Below are 25,273 nucleotides of genomic sequence, written 5' to 3'. Positions count from 1 at the left end.
TCACCAAGCCCTGCGAGGCCGAGGCGTGCGTGCGGCTGTGCCCGGAGGAGAACGCTGTCGCTCACTCCTCACTGCTCCAAACTCACTCCTGCTTCAATAGCACCCTGCGCACCACTTCGCGCGCGGCGTCGAGGGAGAAATGCGTTTCGACGTTGCGCAGCCCGTTCTCCGACAGCCGCTGCCACAGCGCCGGGTCGCGGTACAGGCGCAGCACCGCCTGCGCGTAACCGGCGGCGTCGTCGGCGACCAGCGCGTCTTCGCCGTCGCGCAGGTGCATGCCTTCGACCGCGCAGCGCGTGGCCACCACCGGCTGGCCGTGGGCCATGCTCAGGTTGACCTTGCCCTTGACGCCGGCGCCGTAGCGCAGCGGCGCCACCGCGATGCGCGCGCCGTCCATGTACGGGTCCAGGTCGGGTACGTGGCCGAGGATCTCGATGCCGGGCTGGGCCGCGAGCGCGGCGATCTCCGGCGGCGCGTCGGCGCCGATGCAATGGAAGCGCAGCTCCGGCAGCTCGGCGCGGATCAGCGGGAACACCTCGGTCGCGAACCAGCGCACCGCGTCCACGTTCGGCGGATGACGGAAACCGCCGACGAAGACCAGGTCGCGGCGTTGTTCGAACGCGCGGCCGGCGCCGGCGACGCGGTGCAGGTTGGACAGAATGTCGACCCGCGCCTGCGGCGCATCCTGGGCCAACAAGCTGCGCTCCACCTCGCTGACCACGAAGGTCGCGTCGGAGCGCGCGATTATGTCGAGCTCCAGCTTGCGCGTGGCCTCGGCCGCGCGCGCCAGCGCCGGATCGCCGGCGACCTCGGCGCCGCGGCGCTCGCGCAGGTAGTGCAGGTCGACGGTATCGAACACCAGCCGCGCCTGCGGTGCGTACTTGCGCAGCAGCGGCAGCAATTCGCGCAGCACGTAGTGGCGGCAGACCATGACGGTGTCGAAGCGCGGGCCATGTTCGCGCAGCCAGCCCGGCGCGCGCTGCGCGTACGGCGCATGCCAGACCTCCACGCCCATGCGCTGCAGGTCTTCGGTGTAGCGGCCGTCGTTGGCGCGGTTGGCCGGCAGGAACACCACCTGCGCGCCCTCCTCCAGCAACAGGCGCATCAGATTGACCAGGCGCAGCGAACCCGAATCGCGGTCCGGCTGCGGCACCAGCGCGTCCACGATCAGCACGCAGCGGCGCCCGCGCGCGTACGCGGCGCGTTCGGCCGGCGTGTTCGCCGGCCATTGCGCGTCGAGCGTCTCGCGCCACTTTTCCGCGAACACGCCGCGGTTGCGCACCTGGTAGGCCTTCACGCCCGAACCGGTGTCGGTGCCGGCGGTGATGCCTTCGCAATGCACCACCCGCGACTTGGGCTGGTAGACCACGCGCAGCCCGGCCGCGCGCACCGCGAAGGCCAGGTCGGTGTCTTCGTAATAGGCCGGCGCGTAGCGCGTGTCGAAACGGCCCAGGCGCTCGAACAGCGCGGTCGGCAGCGCGATCGCCGCGCCCGAGCAATAGTCGGCGTCGCGCAGGAAGGCGTAGCGCGGATGGTCGGGGGCGTCGAAGCGGCCGTAGTTCCAGCCGCTGGCGTCGGCGAACACGATGCCGCCGGCTTCCTGCAGGCGGCCGTCCGGGTAAACCAGCTGGGCGCCGACCAGGCCGACGTTCGGCTGTTCGTCGAAGGTCGCCAGCAGCACGTCCAGCCAGCCCGGCTGCGGGATGGTGTCGTTGTTGAGGAAAACCACGTACTCGCCGCGCGCCATCGCCGCGCCGTCGTTGCAGGCGGCGATGAAGCCGCCGTTGCGGGCGCGGCGGTGGTAGCGCAGGCCCTCGACCTGGCGCAGCGAGGCCTCGGTGGCGTCGGAACTGCCGTCGTCGACCACGATCACTTCGAACGCCGCCTCGGGCGGGCGCGCGGCGAGCGCGCGCAGGCAGGCCAGGGTGTGGGCGAACTGGTTGTAGACCGGGATCACCACGCTGGCGCGCGGCTGCGGCGAGGTCGGCAGCGCGAATGGCGCGAACGGCTGCTCCTGCGGCAGCCACAAGGCCGCGCGCTGGGCGTCGGGCACGCGCCGGAACTGCCGGAGCACGCGTTGCCAGGAGGCGGCGAGACCGCGGGTACGCAGGCTGATCAGGCCGCGTCGCGCCAGGCCCGTTCCCCGGTCCAACAGAAACCGAAGATCGGTCCAACTCATCGCCATCGAACGCTCGCCATTGCTGAAGGGATTCCCTAATACGGATACGGTGGCCGGGCCCGCCGCGCGGCGGCGCCGGCCGGCTGCGTTAGACTCGATGGCTACGAGGGCGCAGCCCTGTCATTGTCCCATGCCGTGGCCCGAATCGATTACGACGAAGACGACAGCTCCGACGACGCCCGCACGCACGACGGCGCCGCCCCGACGTGGAAACGGCGCCTGGTGACCTGGGCCCTGGCCGCGATCGGCCTGGGCCTGGGTTTCCTGATCCCGTATACGCTCTACCTCAATCACGAGGTCGGGCAGCGCTTCGGCCAGCTGCGCTGGCAGATCCCCACACGCGTCTACGCCCGTCCGCTGGAACTGACTCCCGGCTTAACCCTTGATGCGACCACGCTCAAGACCGAGCTGGACGCCTCGGCCTACCGCGACGACGGCGCCGGCGCGCGCACCGGCACCTACGCCCGCGAGGGCGGGCGCTGGACCATCTCCAGCCGCGGCTACAACGACGTCGACGGCGCGGTCGCCGGGCGCCGGATCGAAGTGGTGCTGTCGGGCGGCCGCGTGGCCAGCCTGCGCGAGGCCGGCAACAAGAAATCGCTGAAGGTCGCGCGCCTGGATCCGGCCCGCATCGCCACCTTGTATGGACAGAAGCAGGAAGAGCGTCGCCTGGTCCGGATCGAGGACGTGCCCGAGCTGCTGGTCACCGGCCTGCAGGCGGTCGAGGACCGAGATTTCAACAGCCATTTCGGCATCGACATCTCCGGCATGATCCGCGCGGCCTTCAAGACCGCGACCGGCACCCGCCAGGGCGCCAGCACGCTGACCCAGCAGCTCGCGCGCAGCGGCCTGCTCGGCATCGGCCAGGAGCAGACCCCGACCCGCAAGGCCAAGGAAATCCTGTACGCGCTGCTGATCGAGGCGCGCTACGACAAGCGCACCATCCTGGAGGCCTACTTCAACCAGGTCTATCTGGGCCAGCGCGGTTCGCAGGCGATCCACGGCGTCGCCGCCGGCGCCGAGTTCTGGTTCGGCCGCGACCTGCGCGATCTGAGCACCGAGCAGATCGCGCTGCTGATCGGCATCGTCAAGGGCCCGTCCTACTACGATCCGCGCCGCAATCCCGCGCGCGCGCTGGACCGGCGCAACTTCGTGCTCGGCGAGATGCACGAGACCCAGCTGATCGACGACGCCGAGTACCAGCGTGCGCTGAAGACCCCGCTGGGCATCACCAAGACGCCGGGCAGCACCGCCGCCAACCGCTTCCCGGCCTATGTCGACCTGATTCGCCGCCAGCTCGCGCGCGACTATCCGGCCGACGCGCTGGCCGGCGCCGGCTTGAGCGTGATGAGCGGCATGGCGCCGTCGGCCCAGGCCCAGGCCGAAGGCGCGGTCGCGCGCACGCTCAAGAGCCTGGACAACAAGCGCCGCCCGCCGCTGCAGGCTGGCCTGGTGGTCACCGACGTGCACAACGGCGAAGTGGTGGCCGTGGTCGGCAGCCGCGACGTCGCCCAGCACGGTTTCAACCGCGCGGTCGAGGCTCAGCGGCCGGTCGGCTCGCTGCTCAAGCCCTTCGTGTACCTGCTCGCGCTGGCCCAACCGGGTAAGTACTCGCTGGCCAGCTACGTCGACGATTCGCCGGTCACCGTCACCCTGGGCAAGGGCAAGCGCTGGAACCCGGGCAACTCCGACGGCCGCAGCCACGGCACGGTGCGTCTGGTCGACGCCCTGGCGCAGTCCTACAACCAGGCCACGGTGCGCGTGGGCATGCAGGTCGCGCCCGAGCGCGTGGCCGGCCTGATCAAGACCCTGGCTGGCATCGAGGCCGATCCGAATCCCTCGCTGATCCTGGGTGCGGTCGATCAAAGCCCGTACGCGATGGCGCAGCTGTACCAGTTCCTCGCCTCCGGCGGCGAGATCCAGCCGCTGCACGCGGTGCGCGGCGTGCTGGACGCCAACGGCAAGGCGGTCAACCGCTACGACAAGGAGCCGGCGCCGGCCCAGGAAGGCGACGCCATCGCGGCGCGCCTGATCACCATCGCGCTGCAGCAGGCGGTGTCCAGCGGCACCGGCCGCCAGCTCGTCAACGACGGCCTCGGCCGCCTGTCGCCGGCCGGCAAGACCGGCACCAGCAACGACGGCCGCGACAGCTGGTTCGCCGGCTGGACCGGCGATCATCTGGCGGTGATCTGGGTCGGCAACGACCAGAACAAGGAAACCGGCCTGTACGGCGCGACCGGCGCGATGCGGGTGTGGTCGTCGATCTTCTCGCGCCTGCCCAGCGCGCCGCTGCAGGTCGGCGACAAGGGCATCGACTGGCAGTTCATCGTCAACCAGAACACCACCGACCCGGGCTGCGCCAGCGCGCGCCGCTTCGCCTTCGTCGCCGGTTTCGCCCCCGACTACGCGCCGTGTCCGATGCCGCAGGCCGAGCCGGAGTCCGAAGGCGGCGGCTGGCGCGACTGGTTCGGTATCGGCAAGCGCGACGACGAAGAGGCGCCGGCCGAGCCGGCGCCGGAGCAGCAGGAGCAGTGAAGTGGGTATGAGGTTCCGTTCCAGCGTGCTGTGGGTCCTGAGCGCCGCGTGCGCGGCCTGCAGCACGGCCCCGCAGGCGCCGCCGCAACCACCCTACGACGCCGAAGCCGCGGTCGCCGCGATCCGCAAGTCGGCCGTGGCCGCGCGCGAGCTCGACGTGCAGCCCCTGCGCGATAATCGCGTCGAGGACCTGCGCCAGAGCGCGAGCGCGCTGGAGAAGCAGCGCAAGTACGCCGAATCCGCCGCCGCGCTGGACCAGGCGCTGGCGATCAATGCCAGCGACCCGGCCCTGCTGCAGGAGCGCGCCGAAGCGGCGCTGCTGCTGCGCAAGCTCGACGACGCCGAGCGCTACGCCAAGCAGGCCTACGACGGTGGTTCCAAGGTCGGCCCGCTGTGCCGCCGGCACTGGAGCACGATCGCGGCGGTGCGCCAGTCGCGTCTGGACGTGTTGAAGACCACGCCGGTCTACAAGGAGGAGTTCGACGCCGTGCTGGCGCGCATCTCCCAGGCCGGCCGTGACGTCGCCGCCGCGCGCGCGCAGGCCGACGCCTGCACCGTTTCCGCGCCGCCGCGGTATTGAAGGCGATGGGGTGGGCGTGATGGAACCTGGCCGCCTCGGCGTCGCCAGCCGCGCCGCGTTGAGCGAAGGTGGCGACCTTGCGCGCAGCATCGCCGCGTTCGCGCCGCGCCCGGCCCAGCAGGAGCTGTCGGCGGCGATCGCCGACGCGTTCGAATCGCGCGGCACCCTGTTGGCCGAGGCCGGCACCGGCACCGGCAAGACCTATGCCTACCTGGTGCCGGCGCTGTTGTCGGGCCTCAAGACCATCGTCTCCACCGGCACCCGCGCGCTCCAGGACCAGCTCTATCACCGCGACCTGCCGCGCGTGCGCGACGCCCTCGGCGTCGGCCTCAAGACCGCCTTGCTCAAGGGCCGCGCGAACTACCTGTGCCTCTACCGCCTGAAGCAGGCCCAGGGCGAGCCGCGCTTCGGCAGCCGCGAGCTGGCCGCGCAGTTCCAGCGCATCGTGTCCTGGGCCGGGCGCACGCGCATGGGCGATCTGGCCGAACTCGAGGCCCTGCCCGAGGATTCGCCGCTGCTGCCGATGGTCACCTCGACCGCGGAGAACTGCCTGGGCAGCGAGTGCCCGATGTTCGGCGATTGCTTCGTGGTGCAGGCGCGCCAGCGTGCCCAGGCCGCCGACGTGGTGGTGGTCAACCATCATCTGTTGCTCGCCGACCTGGCCCTGAAGCAGGAGGGCTTCGGCGAAATTCTGCCGGGCGCGCAGGCCTTCGTGGTCGACGAGGCGCATCAGCTGCCCGACCTGGCCGCGCAGTTCTTCGGCGAGGCGCTGAGCGCGCGCCCGCTGGTCGAGCTGGCGCGCGACGCCCTGGCCGAGTGCAAGCATTCGCCGGGCTCGCTGGCGGTCATGCAGGGTCCGGCGCGCGACCTGGAACAGGCCGTGCGCGCGCTGCGCGCGGCGATGGACGAACTGCCGGTGCGAGCGACCCGCAAGCGCGCCGCCGAGCTGCCCGCGGTCGAGTACGCCTTCGACGTGCTGGCCGCGTCGCTGCAGCAGATCCAGACCGCGCTGGCGCCGTTGCGCGAGGCCGCCCCCGGTTTCGACGGCTGCCACGCGCGCGCCAAGGAATTCGAATCGCGCCTGCGCCGCTGGCGCGGCGAACCGCGCCGCCATGGCGAGGCCGACGACATCGTCGACGAGGACGGCGACGACTTCGAAGTGCGCATGCCGCTACCGACGAGCGTGGACGACGAAGGTTTCGGCGAGGAGCCGACGCCGCCGCAGGCCGACGCCAGCGTGCTGTGGTACGAACTGACCGCGCGCGGCTTCCGTCTCAGCCGCACCCCGCTGGATGTGGCCGGTCCGCTCGCCGAGCACCGCGAACGCTCGCGCGCGTCCTGGGTGTTCACCTCGGCCACGCTCGCGGTCGGCGGCCAGTTCCAGCATTACGCGCACAAGCTCGGCCTGGTCGAACCGCAGACCCTGCTGGCGCCCAGCCCTTTCGATTGGGAGCGCCAGGCGCTGTGCTACCTGCCGCGCGGTCTGCCCGACCCGATGGTGCGCCACTACAACGAAAGCCTGGTCGACAAGTTGCGGCCGGTGCTGGAAGCCTCCGGCGGCCGCGCCTTCGTGCTGTTCGCCTCGCACCGCGCCCTGCGCGAGGCCGCCGAGCTGCTGCGCGGCGGGCCCTGGCCGCTGTTCGTGCAGGGCGAGGCGCCGCGGCCGGTGCTGCTGGAGCGCTTCCGCGCCTCCGGCAACGGCGTGCTGCTGGGCGCGGCCAGTTTCCGCGAAGGCGTGGACGTGGCCGGCGAGGCGCTGAGCGTGGTGGTGATCGACAAGCTGCCGTTCGCCGCGCCCGACGACCCGGTGTTCGAAGCGCGCCTGGACGCGATCCGGCGCAGCGGCGGCAACCCCTTCCGCGACGAGCAGCTGCCGCAGGCGGTGATCGCGCTCAAGCAGGGCGCCGGTCGCCTGATCCGCACCGAGACCGACCGCGGCGTACTGGTGCTGTGCGACCCGCGCCTGCAGTCCAAGAGCTACGGTCGGGTGTTCATGGAGTCGCTGCCGCCGTTGCCGCGCACCCGCGAGATCGCCGATGTGGCCGCGTTCTTCGCCCCGGGCGCCGATGCGGCGCGCGACGAATCGCTAGAATCCGGACCGGACCCCAGCCAGGAGCAGGACCATGACTGACACCGATCAGGGCCGCAAGCCGCGCGTGCACGGGCTGGGCGGCGTGTTCTTCAAGGCCCAGGACCCGGCCGCGCTGTCGCAGTGGTATGCGCGCCACCTCGGCATCGACGCCCAGGACTGGGGCGGCGCGCTGATGTTCTGGAACCGCGCCGACACCGGCGAGAGCGCCTGCACGGTGTGGTCGCCGTTCAAGGCCGACACTCAGTACTTCCAGCCCAGCGACAAGCCCTACATGCTGAACTACCGTGTCGACGACCTCGCCGGCACCCTGGCCGCGTTGCGCGCCGAGGGCTGCCAGGTGCTGGACCGTTACGAGGAAAGCGAGCAGGGCAAGTTCGGCTACGTGGTCGATCCGGAAGGTGCGCTGATCGAGTTGTGGCAGCCCGCGCCCGACGACGCCTCGACCGCGCCGCCGGCCTGAGATCCGCATGAGCCGCGCCGCATGAAATTGCTCGCCTTCGAAACCGCGACCGAGGCCTGTTCGGTCGCGCTGTGGATCGACGGCGAACTGCGCCAGCGCCACGAGCTGGCGCCGCGCCGTCACGCCGAACTGTCCCTGCCCTGGGCCGAGCAGTTGCTGGCCGAAGCCGGGATCCGCAAGTCGCAGCTGGACGCGATCGCGCTGGGCCGCGGCCCAGGCGCGTTCACCGGCGTGCGCCTGGCGATCGCGATCGGGCAGGGCATCGCGTTGGCGTTGGACCGCCCGATCGTGGCGGTGTCGAGCCTCGCGGCCCTGGCCCTGGGCGCCCGCACCGCGCCGTGCGCGATCGACATGATTCGCGCTCCGCTTGCCGACGCGAGCATCGTCGAGCCCCAGCGTGTCCTGGCTTGCATCGACGCGCGCATGGGCGAGGTCTACACCGGCGCCTTCGAGCTGCGCGACGGCGACGCGTTCGCGCTGGACGCCGAGGCCGTGCTCGCGCCCGAAGCCGCCGCACTGCCTGACGACCGCGACGGTTGGCTGGGCGTGGGCACCGGCTTCGGCGCTGCCGACGGTGCGCTGGCGCGGCATCTCGGCACGCGCTTCTTGGCGATCGACGCCAGCGCCCTGCCGACCGCCGCCGACGTGGCGCGGCTCGCGGTCGCCGCCTACGCGCGCGGCGAAGCGCTGGCGCCGGAGCGCGTTGAGCCCGCCTATCTGCGCAACAACGTTGCGTTGACCATCGAGCAGCAACGCGCGCTGCGTGCCAGTCGCTGATCGCGGTCGTCGCAAGAACGATGGATAAGTCCGAGTTTGCCGCGCTCATCCGGCTGCCTCGCCAGTGGCTGGATCTGGACCTGTATCCCGACGAGTTTTTCCAAGCGCAGCTGCAGCTTTTCCTCGAAGATGGCGGCGCCGCGCAAGACGATACCGGCGATGGAATTCCCGGCGCCGAGCACTACCGCAATGGCGTGTACTGGTACTGGATCAAGCGTCCGGACGAATGCGATCGGGCTCTGATCGAACGTCTGATCGCCTTGGATCCGTGCGAGTTGCTGAGCCGTCATCTGCTGAAGCAGTTGCGCGGCGCTTAAAGACTGCGCCGGTGTTCTAGTCGCCTGCCGCCCCATTGGTCGCCATGACGTCCGGCCTAGGCGTGTGGGAACTCCGACGATGCCGCGCGGGTCACTCCTGCACACCTTAAGGAGAAAGCGCCATGACGAATAAGGAAAGGCAGCCCGGTCTGCGCGGTTGGATGCGCAGCGAAGGTCGGTCCCTGCTGGTGATGCTGGTCTTGCTGACCGTGGCGCGCACCTCGTTCGCCAATCACTACGTGGTGCCCAGCGGCTCGATGGAGCACACCCTGATGCCGGGCGATCGGGTCGCGGTCGATATGTCGGCCTACGGCCTGAGGATTCCGTTCACCGAGACCACCCTGCTGGCGCGCGGCGAGCCGCAACGCGGCGATGTGGTGGTGTTCAAGTCGCCGACCGACGGCACCCGTCTGATCAAGCGCGTGGTCGCGATCGGCGGCGACCGGGTCAGCGTGATCGACGGGCATCTGGCGATCGACGGCGCGCCGATGGCCTTGGCGAGCGAGCCGCTGGTCGAACGGTTCGGCGCGCATCGCGCGCTGCTGAATCTGGATGCCGGCGGCGGGCCCGACGTCCTCGACGCGATCATTCCGCCGGGCCAGGTGCTGGTGATGGGCGACCACCGCGGCAACAGCCAGGACGGTCGCTACTTCGGTCTGGTGCCGGCGAAATCGCTGTACGCCAAGGCGCTGGGCGTGTACTGGCGCAGCGGCGAAGGGCCGGTGTGGAAGTCGCTGTGAGGTAGGCCGAGCGTTGGCGCCTGCTGGGCCGGCGCTTGCGGCGATCGCTGGCTCACTCGTCCACCAGCGCCCCGTCCGGCAGGAACTGCCAGGTCCGGGTCACGTGCAGGATGTCGGGGTCTTCGTCGGTGTGCGGCAGCGGCGGGTAGGGCTCGGCCAGGCGGGCGATGCGCAGCGCCGAAGCGTCCAGCAGCGGGATGCCGCTGGACTGGACGATGTCGGCGCGCTCGACGCTGCCGTTGCGGCGCACCGCCACGCTGATCACGACCTGGCCCTGCAGGCGGCGCCGGCGCGCCTCGTCGGGGTAATTGAGGTTGCCGACGCGCTCGACCCGGTCGACCCAGCCGCGCAGATAGCCGGCCCAGGCGTATTCCTGGGTACTGGCGGACACGAACTTGCGCTTGGGACGCTTGGCGTAGCGCTCCGAGCGCAGATGGATCTCGGCCGCCAGGCGCGCCATGCGGATGTCGCGGTCGATTTTTTCCGGGCCCACCGGCAGCGGTCGTTCGCTGGGCGGGGTGGTGGCCTGGGCGCGCGCGGCCACGAATTCGCCGCGCGCGGAGCTGATCACCCGCGCCTGCGGCGGCGGGGCCGGCGCCGGCGACTGCGCCTGCAGGGCGCGCGCGGCCACCCCGGGCTCGGGCTGCGGGGCCGGACCGGACTGGTTCTCGCGCGGGCGGCTGCTTTTGTCGTGCTCGCCGCCGCCCTGGTTGTTGGCCTGGGCCATGAAATCGGCCTGCTTGGGCGTGAGCGCGGTCGAGGTCTGGGTCAGGATCACGTCCAGGGTCGGCATCACCGGCGCGGCCTGCTCCAGGGCATAGCCCACGCCGAGCACGAATACGCCGTGGATCAGCAGGGACAGCACCATGGTCGCGCTGAAGCGGCCTTCGCCATCCAGGCCGGCACCGCCGGGGGCAGGGGCCGCCGCCGCGCTCATGCCGCCTGCGCCGCCCGGGCTTCGATGGCGTCGAACAGGCTGCCTGCGATGTTCAGGCCGAACTGGGCATCGAGCTCGCGGATGCAGGTCGGGCTGGTCACGTTGACCTCGGTCAGGTAGTCGCCGATCACGTCCAGGCCCACGAACAGCATGCCGCGGCGCTGCAGCTCCGGCCCGACCTGAGCGGCGATCCAGCGGTCGCGCTCGCTCAGCGGGCGGCCTTCGCCGCGGCCGCCGGCGGCCAGATTGCCGCGGAACTCGTCGCCCTGCGGGATCCGCGCCAGGCAGTAGTCCACCGCCACGCCGTCGACCAGCAGGATGCGCTTATCGCCCTGGGCGATCTCCGGCAGATAGCGCTGGGCCAGGGCCAGGCCGTGGTCGCCGGTCAGGGTCTCCAGGATCACGTTGAGATTGGCCTCGCCCGCGCGGGCGCGGAAGATCGAGCGCCCGCCCATGCCGTCCAGCGGCTTGAGCACCGCTTCGCCGTGCTCCTGCACGAAGGCCTTGAGCACGGCCGGGTCGCGGCTGACCACGGTCGGCGGGCAGCACTGCGGGAACAGCAGGGCGGCCAGCTTCTCGTTGTAGTCGCGCAGGCCCTGGGGGTCGTTCACAACCAGGGCGCCGGCGTTCTGGGCCACGCTCAGGATCTGGGTGTCGTGCAGGTAGTTGGCGTCGACCGGCGGGTCCTTGCGCATCAGCAGCACATGGCCGCGGCCCAGTACGAGTTGTGACCACGGCCCCAGTTCGTACCAGCCCTTGGGGTCCTCGCGCACCGTCAGCGGGGCGACCGTGGCCAGGGCGTCGCCGTCGCGCAAACTCAGCGCACCGGGGCGCACATAGTGCAGTCGGTGGCCACGCCGCTGCGCTTCCAGCAGCATCGCGAACGTGGAGTCTTTGGCGATCTTGATCGACCCGATCGGGTCCATCACGACGACGATATCGAGCGGCATGGGCGATTCGTACCTGGAAATGTGCGCGATGGTAGCAGGCGGGTCATCGATATCTGCCATCATGTAGCGTCAGGATTGGTCCTTGCCGGGCCCTTTCTGACTCGTCGGGTCGGCCTTCGCCGGATTCCCGACGGGACCGACCCAATTCGTGCGCATGCTCGGACGCGAACGGGCCCTCGCGCCAGCCGCAGCCTCAGGGCCCGGCGGGCGCCATGGTCCACGCGTTCAGCTTTATTGCTGGGAAAACGCGTGCTTGACAGCATGCGCGCGGCTTGGAATAAAGGCATCTTCGCGACGCGCCGGGGATTGCGCGGCGTTTCGCTCCGGGGGATACAAAGAATGCTCGATGAGGCTCGTAACGGCAGCCTCGACGGTTTGAAGGTCATGGTGATCGATGACTCCAAGACCATCCGTCGTACCGCCGAGACGCTGTTGAAACGCGAAGGTTGTGAGGTGGTCACGGCCACGGACGGATTCGAAGCACTGGCGAAGATCGCCGACCAGCATCCACAAATCATCTTCGTGGATATCATGATGCCGCGTTTGGACGGCTATCAAACCTGCGCGCTGATCAAGAACAATCAGTTGTTCAAGAGCACGCCGGTGATCATGCTGTCCTCCAAGGACGGTCTGTTCGATAAGGCGAGAGGACGCATCGTCGGTTCGGAGCAGTACCTCACCAAACCATTTACGCGCGAGGAACTCCTCGACGCGATTCGCAAGCACGTACACGCCTGACCGGGGGGTAGGGCAATCACATGGCACGCATTCTTCTGATCGAGGACTCGCCGACCGATACGGCGGTCCTGACCCAGCTGCTGGAGCGCAACGGACACCAGGTGTTCGCGTCCGGCAGCGCCGAGGACGGAATCGAGGCGTGCAAGCGCGAGTTGCCCGATCTGGTACTGATGGACGTGGTGCTGCCGGGCATGAACGGGTTTCAGGCGACTCGCGCGCTGTCGCGCGACGCCGCGACCAGCGCCATCCCGGTGCTCATCGTGAGCACCAAGGGCATGGACACCGACAAGGCCTGGGGCATGCGCCAGGGCGCCAAGGACTACATCGTCAAGCCGCCGCGCGAAGATGAGCTCATCGCGCGCATCAGCGCGTTGCTCGGCGGCTGACGCCATCAGGTACGGTCTATGAACACGCAGTCGCCGTTCGATGTGCTGGTCGATTACGAGCGCCGCAGCTTGGCGCACGTGGTCGGCTTGCCCGAGCAGCTCGATGCGCCGGGCCTCTGGCGCGGCGTCGGTTACCGCATCGGCGATCGCCGCCTGGCCTCGGGTTTCGACGAGGTGGTGGAAATCCTGCCGCTGCCGCAGGTCACCGCGGTCCCCGGCGCGCAGCCGTGGATGCTGGGCCTGGCCAACGTGCGCGGCAATCTGCTGCCGGTGGTCGACCTCAAGCAATTCCTCGAAGGCACCCGTACCGTGCTGCACGAAAGTCAGCGCGTGCTGCTGGTGCGCCAGCCCGGCGGCGACGTCGCGGTGCTGATCGACGAGCTTTACGGCCAGCGCAGCTTCAACGACCAGCAACTGGTCGCGGCCGACGAGATCGCGCTGGAGCGCATGGCCGAAGGCCGCTACGCCAATTTCATCGACCGGGCCTACCGCCTGGCCGATCACCCGTGGGGGATCTTCAGCCTGGAACGGCTGGCCCGCACGCCCGAGTTCCGTCAGGCCGCGGCCTGACGGGCCCCGGTCCCGACCGTTACGCATTGCCCTGGCAACACCGCTGCACCCCGAACCGCTCCCCCGCCCAAACCATCAAATCCGCATAAGCAACACTTTCTGAGGTCGAACATGAGCACTGTGATGGACAACGTGGCCGGCAAGGGCCGCAACCTGGGCGTCAACACCTGGCTGATCATCCTGGGCATCTCGGTGACGGTGTTCGGCTTGAACACGGGCTACGCGACCTGGAAGGCGGCGCGGCTGGGCGGCGCCAGCACCGCGGCTTCGCAGCTGCAGGTGAACTCGCAGAGACTCGCGGTGCAGGGGCGTGAAGCGGTCGGCGGCGCCAAGGAGGCCTTCGCGGCGTTCAAGGCCACCAAGACCAAGATCGACGGCGACATCAAGCAGCTCAACGACGTCTACGGCGGCACCTTCGAGGTGTCCACCCCGATCGGGACCGTGACCAACACCTGGGACCTGCTGGGCAAGAACGCCGACCAGGTGCTGAACTCCGAGAAGCAGGTCCTGGACCTGGCCGGCAACTTCGACAGCTTCTCCGGCCGCGTGCCGCAGCTGCAGGCGCGCCTGGACGAGCTGGTGCGCGCGATGTCGGCCTCCGGCTCGCCGTCCTCGCAGGTCTACATCGCCCTGCGCCAGGTCCTGCTGGCCGGCAACATGGCTCGTCGCATCACCGAAATGCGCGCCGGCGGCAGCGGCGCCTCGCTGGCCGGCGACGCGCTGGGCCGCGATGCGGCGGTGTTCGGCAACGTGCTCACCGGCCTGCGCAAGGGCGGCGACACCTCCACCGGCGTGCTGCCGCTGAGCAACGGCGGCGCGCTCGCCGCGCTCGGTCAGGCCGAGGCGCTGTGGGCCGAAATGAAGAAGGACCTGGACGCGATCTCGGCCAGCTCGCCCAAGCTGTTCGCCGCGCAGAGCGCGGCCGAATCGATCACCAGCGGCTCGGAAAAGCTGCTCAACGACAGCGAAAACCTGTTCAGCGCCTTCACCTCGTTCGGCTCGGTGCGCAGCACCAACCCGCTCGGCCACATCCTGGTCTCGATCATCTCCGGTATCGTCGCGCTGCTCGCCATCGCCGGCTTGCTGTTCTCCTTGAACCGCGCCCAGCAGAAGCGTTACCAGACCACCAAGGAACTCAACGACCGTAACCAGGAGGCGATCATGCGCCTGCTGGACGAAATGGGTTCGCTCGCAGAAGGCGACCTCACGGTGAAGGCGACGGTCACCGAGGACATGACCGGCGCGATCGCGGACTCGATCAACTTCGCCGTCGAACAGCTGCGCAGCCTGGTGCAGACGATTACCGACACCTCGGTGCAGGTGGCCTCCTCGGCCCAGGAAACCCAGGCCACCGCCATGCATCTGGCCGAGGCCGCCGAACACCAGGCCCAGGAGATCAACTCGGCCTCCGACCGCATCAGCGAAATCGCGGCCTCGATCGACCAGGTCTCCAAGAACTCGGCCGAATCGGCGGACGTGGCGCAGCGCTCGGTGCAGATCGCGACCAAGGGCGCGGGCGTGGTGCGGCAGACGATTCAGGGCATGGACTCGATCCGCGACCAGATCCAGGAAACCTCGAAGCGAATCAAGCGCCTGGGCGAGAGCTCGCAGGAAATCGGCTCGATCGTCGAACTGATCAACGACATCTCGGAGCAGACCAACATCCTGGCGCTGAACGCCGCCATTCAGGCCGCCTCGGCCGGTGAAGCGGGCCGCGGGTTCGCGGTCGTGGCCGACGAAGTGCAGCGACTGGCGGAACGCGCGTCCAACGCGACGAAGCGAATCGAGACGCTGGTCCAGACAATTCAGTCCGACACCAACGAAGCTGTGAGCTCGATGGAGCAGACGACCTCGGAAGTGGTCGCCGGCGCCCGACTGGCCGAGGACGCGGGTACCGCGCTGGGCGAGATCGAAAAGGTGTCGTCCGACTTGTCCAACCTCATTCAAGGCATTTCCAGCGCGGCGCAGCAGCAGTCCAGCGCGGCCTCGAACATCACTCAAACCATGAACACGATTCAGCAAATCACCTCGCAGACCTCCCAAGGCGCCAACCAGACCGCCGAGTCGATCGGTAATCTGGCGCAGTTGGCCGCCGACCTGCGCCGCTCGGTCGCCGACTTCAAGCTGCCGGCCTAAGCCAAGCCCAGGACGACGAGGTCGCAATCAGGATGAAGATCCCAGCCGCAAGGCTTCTCCAGGACCGGCGAACACGCCGAGGCCTCGCTGACGGGCGGGGGGCGGCATGACCGCACTGCGAGAAGCGATCGATACCACCACGCTGGGCTGGATCAAGCCGGAGCTGGACGAGACCCTGCGCCAGGCGCGCCAGGAGATCGAGGCCTACGCCGAGGATCCCACCGACACCAGTCGCATGCGCTTCTGCGCCAGCCACCTGCATCAGGTGCACGGCACCCTGCGCATGGTCGAGCTGTACGCGCCGGCCATGGTCGCCGAGGAAATGGAGCGCCTGGCGCTGGCGCTGCAACAGGGCCAGGTCGGCGATCGCGACGAAGCCTGCGCGGCGCTGATGCGCGGCGTGGTGCTGCTGCCCGACTACCTGGAACGCCTGCAGGGCGGTCACCGCGACATTCCGATCGTGCTGCTGCCGCTGCTCAACGAACTGCGCGCCTCGCGCGGCGAGGCGGGCCTCAACGAAAGCGTGCTGTTCGCGCCCGATCTCGACCGTCCGCTGCCGGCGCACCTGGCGCCGCCGCCGCCGAGCTCGCCCGCGCGCGGCAGTACCAATATGCATCTGTCCACGCTGCGCGATGCGCTGGCGGCGTGGCCGGAAGACGGCGCCCCGGCCGATGCCGGCAAGCTTGCCCAGGCGGTCGACGGCCTGCTCGCCGACGTCGTGCTGGAGCCGGTGCGGCGCATGCTGTGGGTGGCCTCCTCGGTCGCCGGCGCCCTGCGCGACGGCGCCCTGCCGCCCACGCGCGCGCTGCGCCAGGCCTTCGGCGGCGTCGAACGCGAAGCCCGGCAGATGCTCGCCGACGACGGTTTCTCCAGCCCGCGCGGCGAACCCGCGGCCGAGCCGACCCGTCAGCTGCTCTATCACGTCGCCCATAGCGACGGCCGCCATCCGGCCCTGGACGACCTGCGCCAGACCTTCGAACTGGCGTCGCACCTGCCCAGCGAGTCCGAACTCGAACACGCGCGCGGCAGCCTCAGCGGCCGCAACCGCGCGCTGCTGGATACCGTATCGGCGGCGATCAAGGAAGACCTGCTGCGGGTCAAGGACGCGCTGGACCTGCACCTGCGCACCAATCAGACCGAGGCCAGCGAACTGCGTCCGCAGATCGAGGCCCTGGCCCGCGTCAGCGACACCCTGGGCATGATGGGGCTGGGCGTCGCCCGCACCGTGGTGCTGCAGCAGCGCGACGCCATGATCGAAATCGTCGACGGCAAGCGTCCGGCCGACGAAGGCGCCCTGCTCGATGTCGCCGGCGCCCTGCTGTATGTCGACGCCTCGCTGGATGACCAGGTCTCGCGCCTGGGCCTGCCGGAAGAGAAGGCCGACGAAGACCTGCTGGCCGGCGAATCGCGCAAGGTGCTGGACGTGGTCGTGCGCGAAGCCATCGCCAACTTCGGCGACGCGCGCCAGTCCTTCGTCGCCTTCGTCGAGACCAACTGGGATCACGCCGAGCTGGTCGAAGTGCCGCGCGTGCTGGACGAAGTCGCCGGCGCGCTGCGCATGCTGGAACTGCCGCTGCCCGCCGACTACCTGACCGGCGTCAAGCGCTACACCGAAGTCGAGCTGATCGGCCGCCATCGCGTGCCCAACGGCCAGCAGCTGGACACCCTGGCCGACGCCCTGGCCAGCCTGGAGTACTACCTCGAGGCGCTGCGCGAGCAGCGTCCGAACCGCGACGACATCCTCGACATCGCGCGCCAGAGCCTGGAAGCCCTGCGCTATTGGCCGCTGCCCGAAGTCGTGCGCACGCCCGATCCGGCCAGCGCGTCCACCGCGACGCCCGCCGCCGGCCGCATCGAACTGCCGGAAGCGGCCGAGATCGACGCCATGGTCGCCGGCCGCGCGCATCTGGACTACGTCGCGCCCGAAGCCCTGGCGCCGACGCCGGTCGCGCCGCCTGTCGAACCCGCGCCCGCGCTCGCCGAGGCTCCGCGCCAGTCCGCCGCCACCGGCGGTTTCGCCCACAGCGACGACATCGACGACGAGATCCGCGACATCTTCCTGGAAGAGTTCAAGGAAGAAATCGGCAACCTCGACGACCTGCTGCCGGCCTGGCGCGAAGCGCCGGACGACCTGGAGCGTCTGTACCCGATCCGTCGCGTCTTCCACACCCTCAAGGGCAGCGGCCGCCTGGTCGGCGCCAAGACCTTGGGCGAGTTCAGCTGGAAGATCGAAAGCCTGCTCAACCGCGTGCGCGACCATGGCCGCGTGGTCAGCCCCGAGCTGATCGATCTGGTCGGTCATGCCCATCGCGCGCTGCCGCAGCTGTACTCGGCGCTGCGCAACGAGGGGCCGATCACCGCCGATCTGGCCGGCATCGAGGCCCATGCCGATCTGCTCGCCACCGGCGAGGAAGCCTTCTACCGGCCGATGCACCTGGTCGCGCCGGCCGCGTCCGCGGTCGAGGCGCCGGTCGAGCCGGTGCTGGAAGCCATCGTCGAAGACGTGCCGGTTCCGGTCGAGGTCGAAAGCGAAAGTTTCGTGCTGGATGTCGAGCCCGAAGCGCTGGCCGTGGACGCCGAGCCCGAGGCCCCCGTCGCCGTCGAGGTCGCCGCCGCCGGCGTGCCGGCCTCGGTCGACGCGGTGCTGCTGGAAATCCTCGACACCGAAGTCACCGGTCACCTGGTCACCATCCAGCGCTGGCTGGCTGCCGCGCAGGCCGCGCCGTCGCCGGCCGACGATGGCCTGCAGCGCGCGATCCACACCCTCAACGGTGCGTTCGCGATGACCGAGGTTCCGGTCATCACCGACGTGATCGCGCCGACCGAGGTCTACGTCAAGCGCCTGTTGGCCGCGGGCGGTCCGGCCAGCGACGAGGGCGTCGCCGCCATCGGCGCGGTCGCGGTCGCGATCGAACGCACCTTGGCCAGTCTCAAGTCCGAACCGCAGAGCGTGCCGGTGTTCCCGGGCCTGGCCGAGCGCATGATCGCCTTGCGCGACAGCCTGCCGGATGCGCGTTCCAGCCTGCAGATCGAAGAACCGCATCTGGAGACGGTGGAATCGGCCGAATCGCCGTTCGCCGACACCAGCCTGGACAGCGAACTCACCGCGCTGGACCTGAGCGCGTTCGGCCAGCTCGACGACGAAGCCGTGCCCGCCGGTCTGGTACGCGGCCACAGCGCCGCCGATCTGGATGAGCCGGAGTCCGAAACCTCCGCTGCCGGCGAGTTCGTCGGCGTGATCGCGGGCGCCATCGCCGCGGCGATTCCCAGCGACGACGCCCTGTCGTCCGCGGCGGACGCCGAACGCGCTGCGGCCGAAGCCGAACGTATCGCCGCCGAACAAGCCGAAGCCGAACGGGTCGAGGCCGAACGTGCCGCCGCCGAACAGGCGGAAGCCGAACGCCTTGCCGCCGAGCAGGCCGAGGCCGAGCGCATCGAAGCCGAGCACCTCGCCGCCGAGCAAACCCAGGCCGAGCGCGCCGAGGCCGAACGTCTGGCTGCCGAGCAGGCCGAGGCCGAGCGCATCGAAGCCGAGCGCCTCGCCGCCGAGCAAACCCAGGCCGAGCGCGCCGAGGCCGAACGCCTCGCCGCCGAGCAGGCCGAAGTCGAACGCGTCGAAGCCGAACGCCTCGCCGCCGAGCAGGTCGAAGCCGAACGCGTCGAAGCCGAACGCCTCGCCGCCGAGCAGGCCGAAGCCGAGCGCGTCGAAGCCGAACGCGTCGAAGCCGAACGCCTCGCCGCCGAGCAAGTTGAAGCCGAGCGCGTCGAAGCCGAACGCCTCGCCGCCGAGCAAGTTGAAGCCGAGCGCGTCGAAGCCGAACGCCTCGCCGCCGAGCAGGCCGAAGCCGAACGGGCCGAAGCCGAGCGCCTCGCCGTGGAACAGGCTGAAGCCGAACGGGCCGAAGCCGAGCGCGTTGCCGCGGAACAGGCCGCAGCCGAGCGTATCGAAGCCGAGCGCCTCGCCGCCGAGCAGGCCGAGGCCGAACGTCTGGCCGAAGAGGAACGCGAGTACGCGCTCCTGGAAGCCGAGTACGCCGAAGCCGAGCGCGTGGCCCGCGAGCAGCAGGCCGCCGCCGAAGCCGCGATCGCCGCGGCGTTGGCGCCGCCCGCCGACGCCCTGGCGCCGCAGCCGGCCGCGAACGACGAAACCGAGTCGGTCGAAGCCGAGTCGGTCGAAGCCGAGTCGCTCGAAGCCCAGTCGCTCGAAGCAGAGTTGCTCGAGGCATCGCCCGAAGACGAGCTCGCGGAAATCGAGTACTTCAACGACGATCCGGTCGAAGACGGCCACATCGTCGCCGAGCCGGTCGCGGTCGAAACGGTGGAAGTCGCCGAGGCGGCGCCGCTGCCGGAAACGCTCAAGCGCATCATCGAAGCCAACCCCGATCCGGACGAAGCGCTGGATCTGGCCGAGCTCGATCCCGAGCTGGTCGACATCTTCGTCGAGGAAGGCGGCGACCTGCTCGACCATTCCGACGGCCTGCTCGCGCAGCTGCGCGAGGCCCCGAACGAACGCGAGCCGCTGGTCGGCCTGCAGCGCGATCTGCATACCCTCAAGGGCGGCGCGCGCATGGCCGGCATCATGGCCGTGGGCGAACTCGGCCACGCCATGGAATCGCTGCTGGAGGCGGTGGTCGATCAGCGCAGCGAACTCGGCCGCGACGGCGTGCCCTTGCTGGAGCGCGGTTTCGACCGCCTGCACGCGATGGTCACCCGGGTCGGCACGCGTCGCGCGATCGCCATGCCCGAGGCGCTGATCGCCGAATTCGACGCGCGTGCGCGCGGCGAGATCTACACCGCGCCCACCGTCACCGACGACGGCACCATCGTCCCGGCCAGCGCGCCCAAGGTCGAACTCAAGCCGTTGTCGGCGCCGATGGTCGAGGTCGCCGTCGGCGACGACGACGACATCGGCGTGCGCGCGCCGCAGGAACAGGTGCGTATCCGCGCCGACCTGCTCGACCGCCTGGTCAACTACGCCGGCGAAGTCGCGATCTACCGCGCCCGCCTGGAACAGCAGTTGGGTGCGTTCCGCGGCGCGATCGCGGAAATGGCGCAGACCAACACGCGTATGCGCGACCAGCTGCGCCGTCTGGAAATCGAAACCGAAGCCCAGATCATCGCGCGCTACCAGCGCGAGGGCGACGCCAGCGACCAGTCCTTCGATCCGCTCGAACTCGACCGCTTCTCCAATCTGCAGCAGCTCTCGCGAGCGCTGTCGGAGTCCGCGGCCGACCAGGGCAGCTTGCAGACCACGCTGGACGACCTCACGCGCCAGTACGAAACCCTGCTGCTGCAACAGTCGCGCGTCAGCTCGGATCTGCAGGAAGGCCTCATGCGCACGCGCATGGTGCCGTTCGATGCGCTGCTGCCGCGTCTGCGTCGCGTCGTGCGTCAGGCCTCGGGCGAACTGGGCAAGCAGGTCCAGCTCAAGCTGGAAGGCACCCAGGGCGAACTCGACCGCAACGTGCTGGAGCGCATGACCGCGCCGCTGGAGCACATGCTCCGCAACGCCGTCGCGCACGGTCTGGAAGCGCCCGCGCAACGCAGGCAGGCCGGCAAGCCGGAAGAGGGCACGGTCCGCATCGCGGTGCGCCGCGAAGGTTCCGAAGTCGTGCTGGAAGTGGCCGACGACGGCGCCGGCCTGGACCGCGCCGCGATCCGCCGCCGCGGCGAAGAGCGCGGTCTGGTCCGCGCCGAAGCGGTGCTGGCCGACAGCGACCTCGACGCACTGATCCTGGAACCGGGCTTCTCCACCGCCGACGAGGTCAGCCGCCTGGCCGGCCGCGGCGTCGGCATGGACGTGGTCGCTAGCGAAGTGCGTCAGCTCGGCGGCACGCTCGACATCCAATCGCGTCCGGGCAAGGGCGTCACCTTCCTCCTGCGCCTGCCGCAGACGCTCGCGGTCACCCAGGCGGTGTTCGTGCGCATCGGCGATACCACCTTCGCGGTGCCGATCGCCTCGGTGCGTGGCGTCGGCCGGATCGCGCGCGAGGGCCTGGAAGCCGAAGGCGCCAACTACCGTTACGGCGGCGAAGACTACGCCGTGCACGACCTGGGTCTGCTGCTGGGCCACGCCCCGGCCAAGGCCGAAGGCCAGTTGCAGATGCCGCTGCTGCTGATCCGCTCCGGCGATCTGCGCGCCGCGGTCACCGTCGACCAGGTCGTCGGCAACCGCGAAATCGTGGTCAAGCCGGTCGGTCCGCAGGTCGCTTCGGTGCCGGGCATCTTCGGCGGCACCATCATGGGCGACGGCCGCGTGGTCGTGATTCTGGACGTCGCGCCGCTGGTGCGCCGTCAGGCCCTGCTGCCGCGCGACTACGTGCCGGCGCCGGTGGTGCCGGTCGAAACCCGCCGCGTGCCGCTGGTGATGGTGGTCGACGACTCGGTCACCATGCGCAAGGTCACCGGCCGCGTGCTGGAGCGCCACAACTTCGAGGTGCTGACCGCGAAGGACGGCCTGGATGCGCTGGAGCGCATGACCGATGTGGTGCCGGACCTGATGCTGCTCGACATCGAAATGCCGCGCATGGACGGCTACGAGCTGGCCACGCAGATGAAGTCCGACGCGCGCCTGCGCGACGTGCCCATCGTCATGATCACCTCGCGTACCGGCGACAAGCATCGTCAGCGCGCGTTCGAGATCGGCGTGGAACGCTACCTGGGCAAGCCTTACCAGGAGCCGGAACTGATGCGCAACGTGTTCGAATTGCTGGGAATCGCGCGACACCATGAGTGATTCGAGCAGACGCGTGGTACTGCTGGCGCGCGAAGGCGCGGCCCGCGATCGCCTGCGTGGCGCGCTTAACGACGCCGGCGCGCAGTTGGTGCTGGAAGCCGATCCGACCCGGCTGCTGCCGGCCGAGCTCAGCGCCGCCGCGCCGAACGTGGTCGTGGTGGCGCTGGATCAGGTCACCGAGGACGCGCTGGACCGTTTCGAAAGCGTGCTGGTGGATCCCTCGATCGAAGTGCTGTTCGAGGAAGCCGAACTCGCCGCCGCCCGCGAAGGCTGGGATGCGGCGCGTTGGGTGCGCCACCTCAGCGCCAAGCTGCACCACCACAACGACGTGCTGCCGCCGGGCCGCGAGCCGGAACCGGAGCAGGCGCTGTTCGCGCCCCAGGCCGACCGTCCCTACGTGCCGCCGGTGCGCGAAGAGTCCTACGCCGGTTTCGACCCGGTCGCGGTCGAGATCCCCAGCGGCGGGCTGTCCTTCGTCGCCCCCGATCACGTCGCCGAGTTGCCGCCGGAGCTTCCGTCCGAGCTGGCCCCGATCGAGATCGAAGGCGCGCTCGACGATGCGCCGATCGAGCTCAAACCGTTCGAATCCACCTTCGACATCGATGCCGATCCGGCCGCGGCCGCCGCGCCGGAAGCGCCGGTGGAGCTGGCGCCGTTCGAGTCCAGCTTCGATTTCGAGGCCGAGCCCGCCGCGCCGGTGTCGATGCCCGGTGCGCCCACCGAAGCGCTGGTGGTGATGTACTCCACCCAGTTCGAATTCGTGTCCGAACGCGTGCCGCCGCCGCTGCCGCCGCAGGACGAGCCCATCGCCGAGGCGCCCGCGCCCGTGGCCGAAAAAGCCGTGCCGGTGGCGCCGGAGTGGGGCTTCGACGACGACGCGCCGGCATTGCGCGCCGCCGCCGAGCCGCGCGCCCGCGACAACGCCGACGGCAACCTGCATCGCGATCTGGATGCGATCGAACAGCGCATTTCCTCGCTGGAGCTGGTCGACGACCGTCCGACCCAGAGCGTCGGCGGCGCCGTGCTGGTGTTGGCCGGCATCGGCGGCCCGGATGCGGTGCGTCAGCTGCTGGGCGCGATGCCGGAAGACTTCCCGCGTCCGCTGCTGGTGCAGCAGCGTCTGGACGGCGGCCGCTACGACAAGCTGGTCGCGCAGATGCAGCGCGCGACCTCGGTGCTGGTCAAGCTGGCCGAGCCGGGCTCGCGCGCGATCGCCGGCGTGATCTATATCCTGCCCGCGGGCGTCGGCATCAACGTCGGCGACTCCGGCATCCAGTTCAACGGCGACGGCACCGACGTGCTGGCGGCGCTGCCGCCCGCCGACAGCGCGGTGCTGATGCTCAGCGGCAGCGATCCTGCCCTGGTCGACGCGGCGATGAATCATGCTTGGGCCGGCGCGCTGGTCGCCGGCCAGGCGCCCGACGGTTGCTTCGACGCGGCCGCGCCCAACGCGTTGATCGCGCGCGGCGGCGAAGCGGGTCAACCGGCCGAACTGGCCGCGCGCCTGGCAGCGCGCTGGTCCTGAGGAAAGCGAACGATATGTCCGAGCAGAACACCACCGTGCCCAGCGACATCCGAGGCGTGTTGATCCAGGTCTCGGGCGCGCGCCTGCTGCTGCCCAACGCCACCATCGCCGAGGTGCTGTCGTACGCGCCGCCGGAGCCGATCGCCGATGCGCCGCATTGGCTGCTGGGCCGCCTGCGCTGGCGCGGTTGGCAGCTGCCTCTGATCGCGTTCGCGGAAATGGCCGGGTTCGCCCAGGAAAACGCCGCGCTGGGCAGCAAGGTCGTGGTGCTCAAGGCGCTGGGCGGCGATCCGCGCGCACCGTACTTCGCCATGCTGACCCAGGGCTTCCCGCGCCTGGTCACGGTGTCGCAGGACGGCCTGTTGCTGGACACCAACCAGGAAGGCATCCCGCAGGGCGTGCACGCGCGCGTGGTGCTGAACGAGGACGTGGCCTTCGTGCCCGACCTGGAAGCCGTGGAAGCCCTGATCGGCGGCGCGCTCGCGCAGGCCGCCTGAGTCCGGCCTCCCGCGCGGCGTGGGCGCCTGTGCGACCTCCGCTGCGCCGCCGCGTTACGCATCGGTCGATACGTTACGCGGCCTGACCGTGGCGGCGATGCTGCTGGTCAACAATCCCGGCGATTGGAACCATGTGTATGCGCCGCTGCTGCATGCGCACTGGCACGGCTGCACGCCGACCGACCTGATCTTCCCGATGTTCCTGTTCATCGTCGGCGTGTCGATCGCGCTGGCGCTGAATCCGCGCGTGGAGCGCGGCGACGCCAAACCCGCGCTCGCGCGCGGCGTGCTGGCGCGCGCCGCCCGCATCTTCGGCCTGGGCCTGCTGCTGCATCTGTGCGCCTGGTGGGCCTTCGATCTTGAGCATTACCGGGCGATGGGCGTGCTGCAACGCATCGGCCTGTGCTTCGGCGCGGCGGGCTTGTGCGCGCTGTGGCTGCCGGCGCGCGCGCAATGGGGCCTGCTGGCCGCCGTGCTGCTGGGCTACGGCCTGCTGCTGGCGGCGGGTGGCGGCTACGAGCTCTACGCGAATATCGCCAGCCGCGTCGACAGCCAACTGCTCGGTGTCCACGTCTACCAACTGGAACCGGGCAGCGGGCGCGGTCACGATCCCGAAGGCCTGCTCAGCACGCTCGGCGCCTTGGCCACCACCTTGCTCGGACTGCGCGCAGGCGATTGGCTGCGAAACGGGCGCTTGCGCGCGCTGTGGATCGCCGGCGCGCTGTGCATGGCGCTGGGTTACCTGCTGTCGTATGCGCAGCCGCTCAACAAGAATCTGTGGACGCCCAGCTACGCGCTGTGGACCGGCGGTATCGCCTGCTGGATTCTGGCCGCGTTCCACCGCGCCATCGATGTGCGCGGCTGGCCGGCGCTGGGGCACGCTTTCGGCGTCAATGCGATCGCGGCCTATGCCGGCTCGGCATTTCTGCTCTACGCCCTGGCTGCGGCGGGCTGGTTGGAGCCGCTGTACCGGCATGCGTTCGCGGATTGGATGACCCCGAGCTTCGGACCCTACCTGCCGTCGCTGGCCTATGCACTCGCGTTCGTGGCGCTGTGGTGGGTCGTGGTGCGGGCGCTGGATATGCGTCGGATCTACTTCAAGATCTAGCCGCCGTGGC

Annotated in this window: 18 protein-coding genes; 15 read left to right on the top strand and 3 right to left on the bottom strand. The window is 70.0% G+C overall.

The genetic code is table 11. The features are described 5' to 3' along the window. Positions 1-82 precede the first annotated feature (82 nt). Positions 83-2,185: a glycosyltransferase gene (locus ASD69_RS19155; protein WP_056182302.1), complete on the bottom strand. Its 2,103-nt coding sequence runs from the start codon at positions 2,183-2,185 to the stop codon at positions 83-85. Between the two features lie 138 nt (positions 2,186-2,323). Between ASD69_RS19155 and mrcB the strand changes: the two genes are divergently transcribed. The 7 genes from mrcB (at position 2,324) to lepB (ending at position 9,680) form a co-directional block, all read left to right on the top strand. Then, the gene (gene mrcB, locus ASD69_RS19150; RefSeq protein ID WP_157499358.1) at positions 2,324-4,714 is read left to right on the top strand and encodes a penicillin-binding protein 1B; all 2,391 of its coding nucleotides are present in this window, start codon (positions 2,324-2,326) and stop codon (positions 4,712-4,714) included. A 7-nt stretch (positions 4,715-4,721) separates the two neighbouring features. Beyond that, entirely contained in the window at positions 4,722-5,294 is a 573-nt protein-coding gene (locus ASD69_RS19145; RefSeq protein WP_200944034.1) for a hypothetical protein, read from the top strand. Positions 5,295-5,313: 19 nt separating this feature from the next. Further along, a complete protein-coding gene (locus ASD69_RS19140; protein WP_056182294.1) occupies positions 5,314-7,425 on the top strand; it encodes an ATP-dependent DNA helicase in 2,112 nt (703 codons plus the stop codon). Beyond that, a complete protein-coding gene (locus tag ASD69_RS19135; RefSeq protein WP_056182290.1) occupies positions 7,418-7,846 on the top strand; it encodes a VOC family protein in 429 nt (142 codons plus the stop codon). The genes ASD69_RS19140 and ASD69_RS19135 overlap by 8 nt, the downstream gene beginning before the upstream one ends. Positions 7,847-7,867: 21 nt before the next feature. Next, positions 7,868-8,623: a tRNA (adenosine(37)-N6)-threonylcarbamoyltransferase complex dimerization subunit type 1 TsaB gene (tsaB, locus tag ASD69_RS19130; RefSeq protein ID WP_056182289.1), complete on the top strand. Its 756-nt coding sequence runs from the start codon at positions 7,868-7,870 to the stop codon at positions 8,621-8,623. A 20-nt stretch (positions 8,624-8,643) separates the two neighbouring features. Continuing rightward, the gene (locus tag ASD69_RS19125; protein WP_056182286.1) at positions 8,644-8,940 is read left to right on the top strand and encodes a hypothetical protein; all 297 of its coding nucleotides are present in this window, start codon (positions 8,644-8,646) and stop codon (positions 8,938-8,940) included. A gap of 122 nt (positions 8,941-9,062) precedes the next feature. Then, positions 9,063-9,680 carry a signal peptidase I gene (lepB, locus tag ASD69_RS19120; protein WP_056182284.1) on the top strand — a complete coding sequence of 206 codons (618 nt, stop codon included), beginning with the start codon at positions 9,063-9,065 and terminating at the stop codon, positions 9,678-9,680. Between the two features lie 52 nt (positions 9,681-9,732). Here the strand turns inward: lepB and ASD69_RS19115 are convergent, their stop codons facing one another. Continuing rightward, the gene (locus ASD69_RS19115; RefSeq protein WP_056182281.1) at positions 9,733-10,617 is read right to left on the bottom strand and encodes an energy transducer TonB; all 885 of its coding nucleotides are present in this window, start codon (positions 10,615-10,617) and stop codon (positions 9,733-9,735) included. Continuing rightward, the gene (gene gshB, locus ASD69_RS19110) at positions 10,614-11,567 is read right to left on the bottom strand and encodes a glutathione synthase (protein WP_056182277.1); all 954 of its coding nucleotides are present in this window, start codon (positions 11,565-11,567) and stop codon (positions 10,614-10,616) included. Before gshB ends, ASD69_RS19115 begins: the two co-directional genes overlap by 4 nt. Positions 11,568-11,906: 339 nt before the next feature. Between gshB and pilG the strand changes: the two genes are divergently transcribed. From pilG to ASD69_RS19070, 8 genes are all read left to right on the top strand, one after another. Next, on the top strand, positions 11,907-12,305 hold the full coding sequence (gene pilG / locus ASD69_RS19105; RefSeq protein WP_055900524.1) for a twitching motility response regulator PilG: 399 nt from the start codon (positions 11,907-11,909) through the stop codon (positions 12,303-12,305). Between the two features lie 20 nt (positions 12,306-12,325). Beyond that, a complete protein-coding gene (locus ASD69_RS19100) occupies positions 12,326-12,691 on the top strand; it encodes a response regulator (protein WP_056182274.1) in 366 nt (121 codons plus the stop codon). Between the two features lie 18 nt (positions 12,692-12,709). Then, the gene (locus ASD69_RS19095) at positions 12,710-13,261 is read left to right on the top strand and encodes a chemotaxis protein CheW (RefSeq protein WP_056182272.1); all 552 of its coding nucleotides are present in this window, start codon (positions 12,710-12,712) and stop codon (positions 13,259-13,261) included. Positions 13,262-13,372: 111 nt separating this feature from the next. Then, positions 13,373-15,397, top strand: a complete 2,025-nt coding sequence (locus ASD69_RS19090; RefSeq protein WP_056182270.1) for a methyl-accepting chemotaxis protein — start codon at positions 13,373-13,375, stop codon at positions 15,395-15,397. A 106-nt stretch (positions 15,398-15,503) separates the two neighbouring features. Next, entirely contained in the window at positions 15,504-22,133 is a 6,630-nt protein-coding gene (locus ASD69_RS19085; protein WP_056182266.1) for an Hpt domain-containing protein, read from the top strand. Further along, positions 22,126-23,658, top strand: a complete 1,533-nt coding sequence (locus tag ASD69_RS19080) for a chemotaxis protein CheB (RefSeq protein ID WP_056182263.1) — start codon at positions 22,126-22,128, stop codon at positions 23,656-23,658. The genes ASD69_RS19085 and ASD69_RS19080 overlap by 8 nt, the downstream gene beginning before the upstream one ends. A 14-nt stretch (positions 23,659-23,672) precedes the next feature. After that, entirely contained in the window at positions 23,673-24,155 is a 483-nt protein-coding gene (locus tag ASD69_RS19075; RefSeq protein WP_056182261.1) for a chemotaxis protein CheW, read from the top strand. A 19-nt stretch (positions 24,156-24,174) separates the two neighbouring features. Continuing rightward, a complete protein-coding gene (locus ASD69_RS19070) occupies positions 24,175-25,263 on the top strand; it encodes a heparan-alpha-glucosaminide N-acetyltransferase domain-containing protein (protein ID WP_255357240.1) in 1,089 nt (362 codons plus the stop codon). Positions 25,264-25,273: the final 10 nt, after the last annotated feature.

The sequence above is a fragment of the Lysobacter sp. Root604 genome (assembly GCF_001427505.1).
GTDB lineage: Bacteria > Pseudomonadota > Gammaproteobacteria > Xanthomonadales > Xanthomonadaceae > Lysobacter.
The sequence above is the reverse complement of the archived record's forward strand: the minus strand, read 5'-3'. Positions and strand labels throughout refer to the sequence as shown.

Bases quoted from the DNA above. Each gene is read 5' to 3' on its own strand.
- ASD69_RS19155 (WP_056182302.1), bottom strand. From the start codon at position 2,185: ATGGCGATGAGTTGGACCGATCTTCGGTTTCTGTTGGACCGGGGAACG.
- ASD69_RS19145 (WP_200944034.1), top strand. From the start codon at position 4,722: ATGAGGTTCCGTTCCAGCGTGCTGTGGGTCCTGAGCGCCGCGTGCGCG.
- ASD69_RS19140 (WP_056182294.1), top strand. From the start codon at position 5,314: ATGGAACCTGGCCGCCTCGGCGTCGCCAGCCGCGCCGCGTTGAGCGAA.
- ASD69_RS19135 (WP_056182290.1), top strand. From the start codon at position 7,418: ATGACTGACACCGATCAGGGCCGCAAGCCGCGCGTGCACGGGCTGGGC.
- tsaB (WP_056182289.1), top strand. From the start codon at position 7,868: ATGAAATTGCTCGCCTTCGAAACCGCGACCGAGGCCTGTTCGGTCGCG.
- ASD69_RS19125 (WP_056182286.1), top strand. From the start codon at position 8,644: ATGGATAAGTCCGAGTTTGCCGCGCTCATCCGGCTGCCTCGCCAGTGG.
- lepB (WP_056182284.1), top strand. From the start codon at position 9,063: ATGACGAATAAGGAAAGGCAGCCCGGTCTGCGCGGTTGGATGCGCAGC.
- ASD69_RS19115 (WP_056182281.1), bottom strand. From the start codon at position 10,617: ATGAGCGCGGCGGCGGCCCCTGCCCCCGGCGGTGCCGGCCTGGATGGC.
- gshB (WP_056182277.1), bottom strand. From the start codon at position 11,567: ATGCCGCTCGATATCGTCGTCGTGATGGACCCGATCGGGTCGATCAAG.
- pilG (WP_055900524.1), top strand. From the start codon at position 11,907: ATGCTCGATGAGGCTCGTAACGGCAGCCTCGACGGTTTGAAGGTCATG.
- ASD69_RS19100 (WP_056182274.1), top strand. From the start codon at position 12,326: ATGGCACGCATTCTTCTGATCGAGGACTCGCCGACCGATACGGCGGTC.
- ASD69_RS19095 (WP_056182272.1), top strand. From the start codon at position 12,710: ATGAACACGCAGTCGCCGTTCGATGTGCTGGTCGATTACGAGCGCCGC.
- ASD69_RS19090 (WP_056182270.1), top strand. From the start codon at position 13,373: ATGAGCACTGTGATGGACAACGTGGCCGGCAAGGGCCGCAACCTGGGC.
- ASD69_RS19085 (WP_056182266.1), top strand. From the start codon at position 15,504: ATGACCGCACTGCGAGAAGCGATCGATACCACCACGCTGGGCTGGATC.
- ASD69_RS19080 (WP_056182263.1), top strand. From the start codon at position 22,126: ATGAGTGATTCGAGCAGACGCGTGGTACTGCTGGCGCGCGAAGGCGCG.
- ASD69_RS19075 (WP_056182261.1), top strand. From the start codon at position 23,673: ATGTCCGAGCAGAACACCACCGTGCCCAGCGACATCCGAGGCGTGTTG.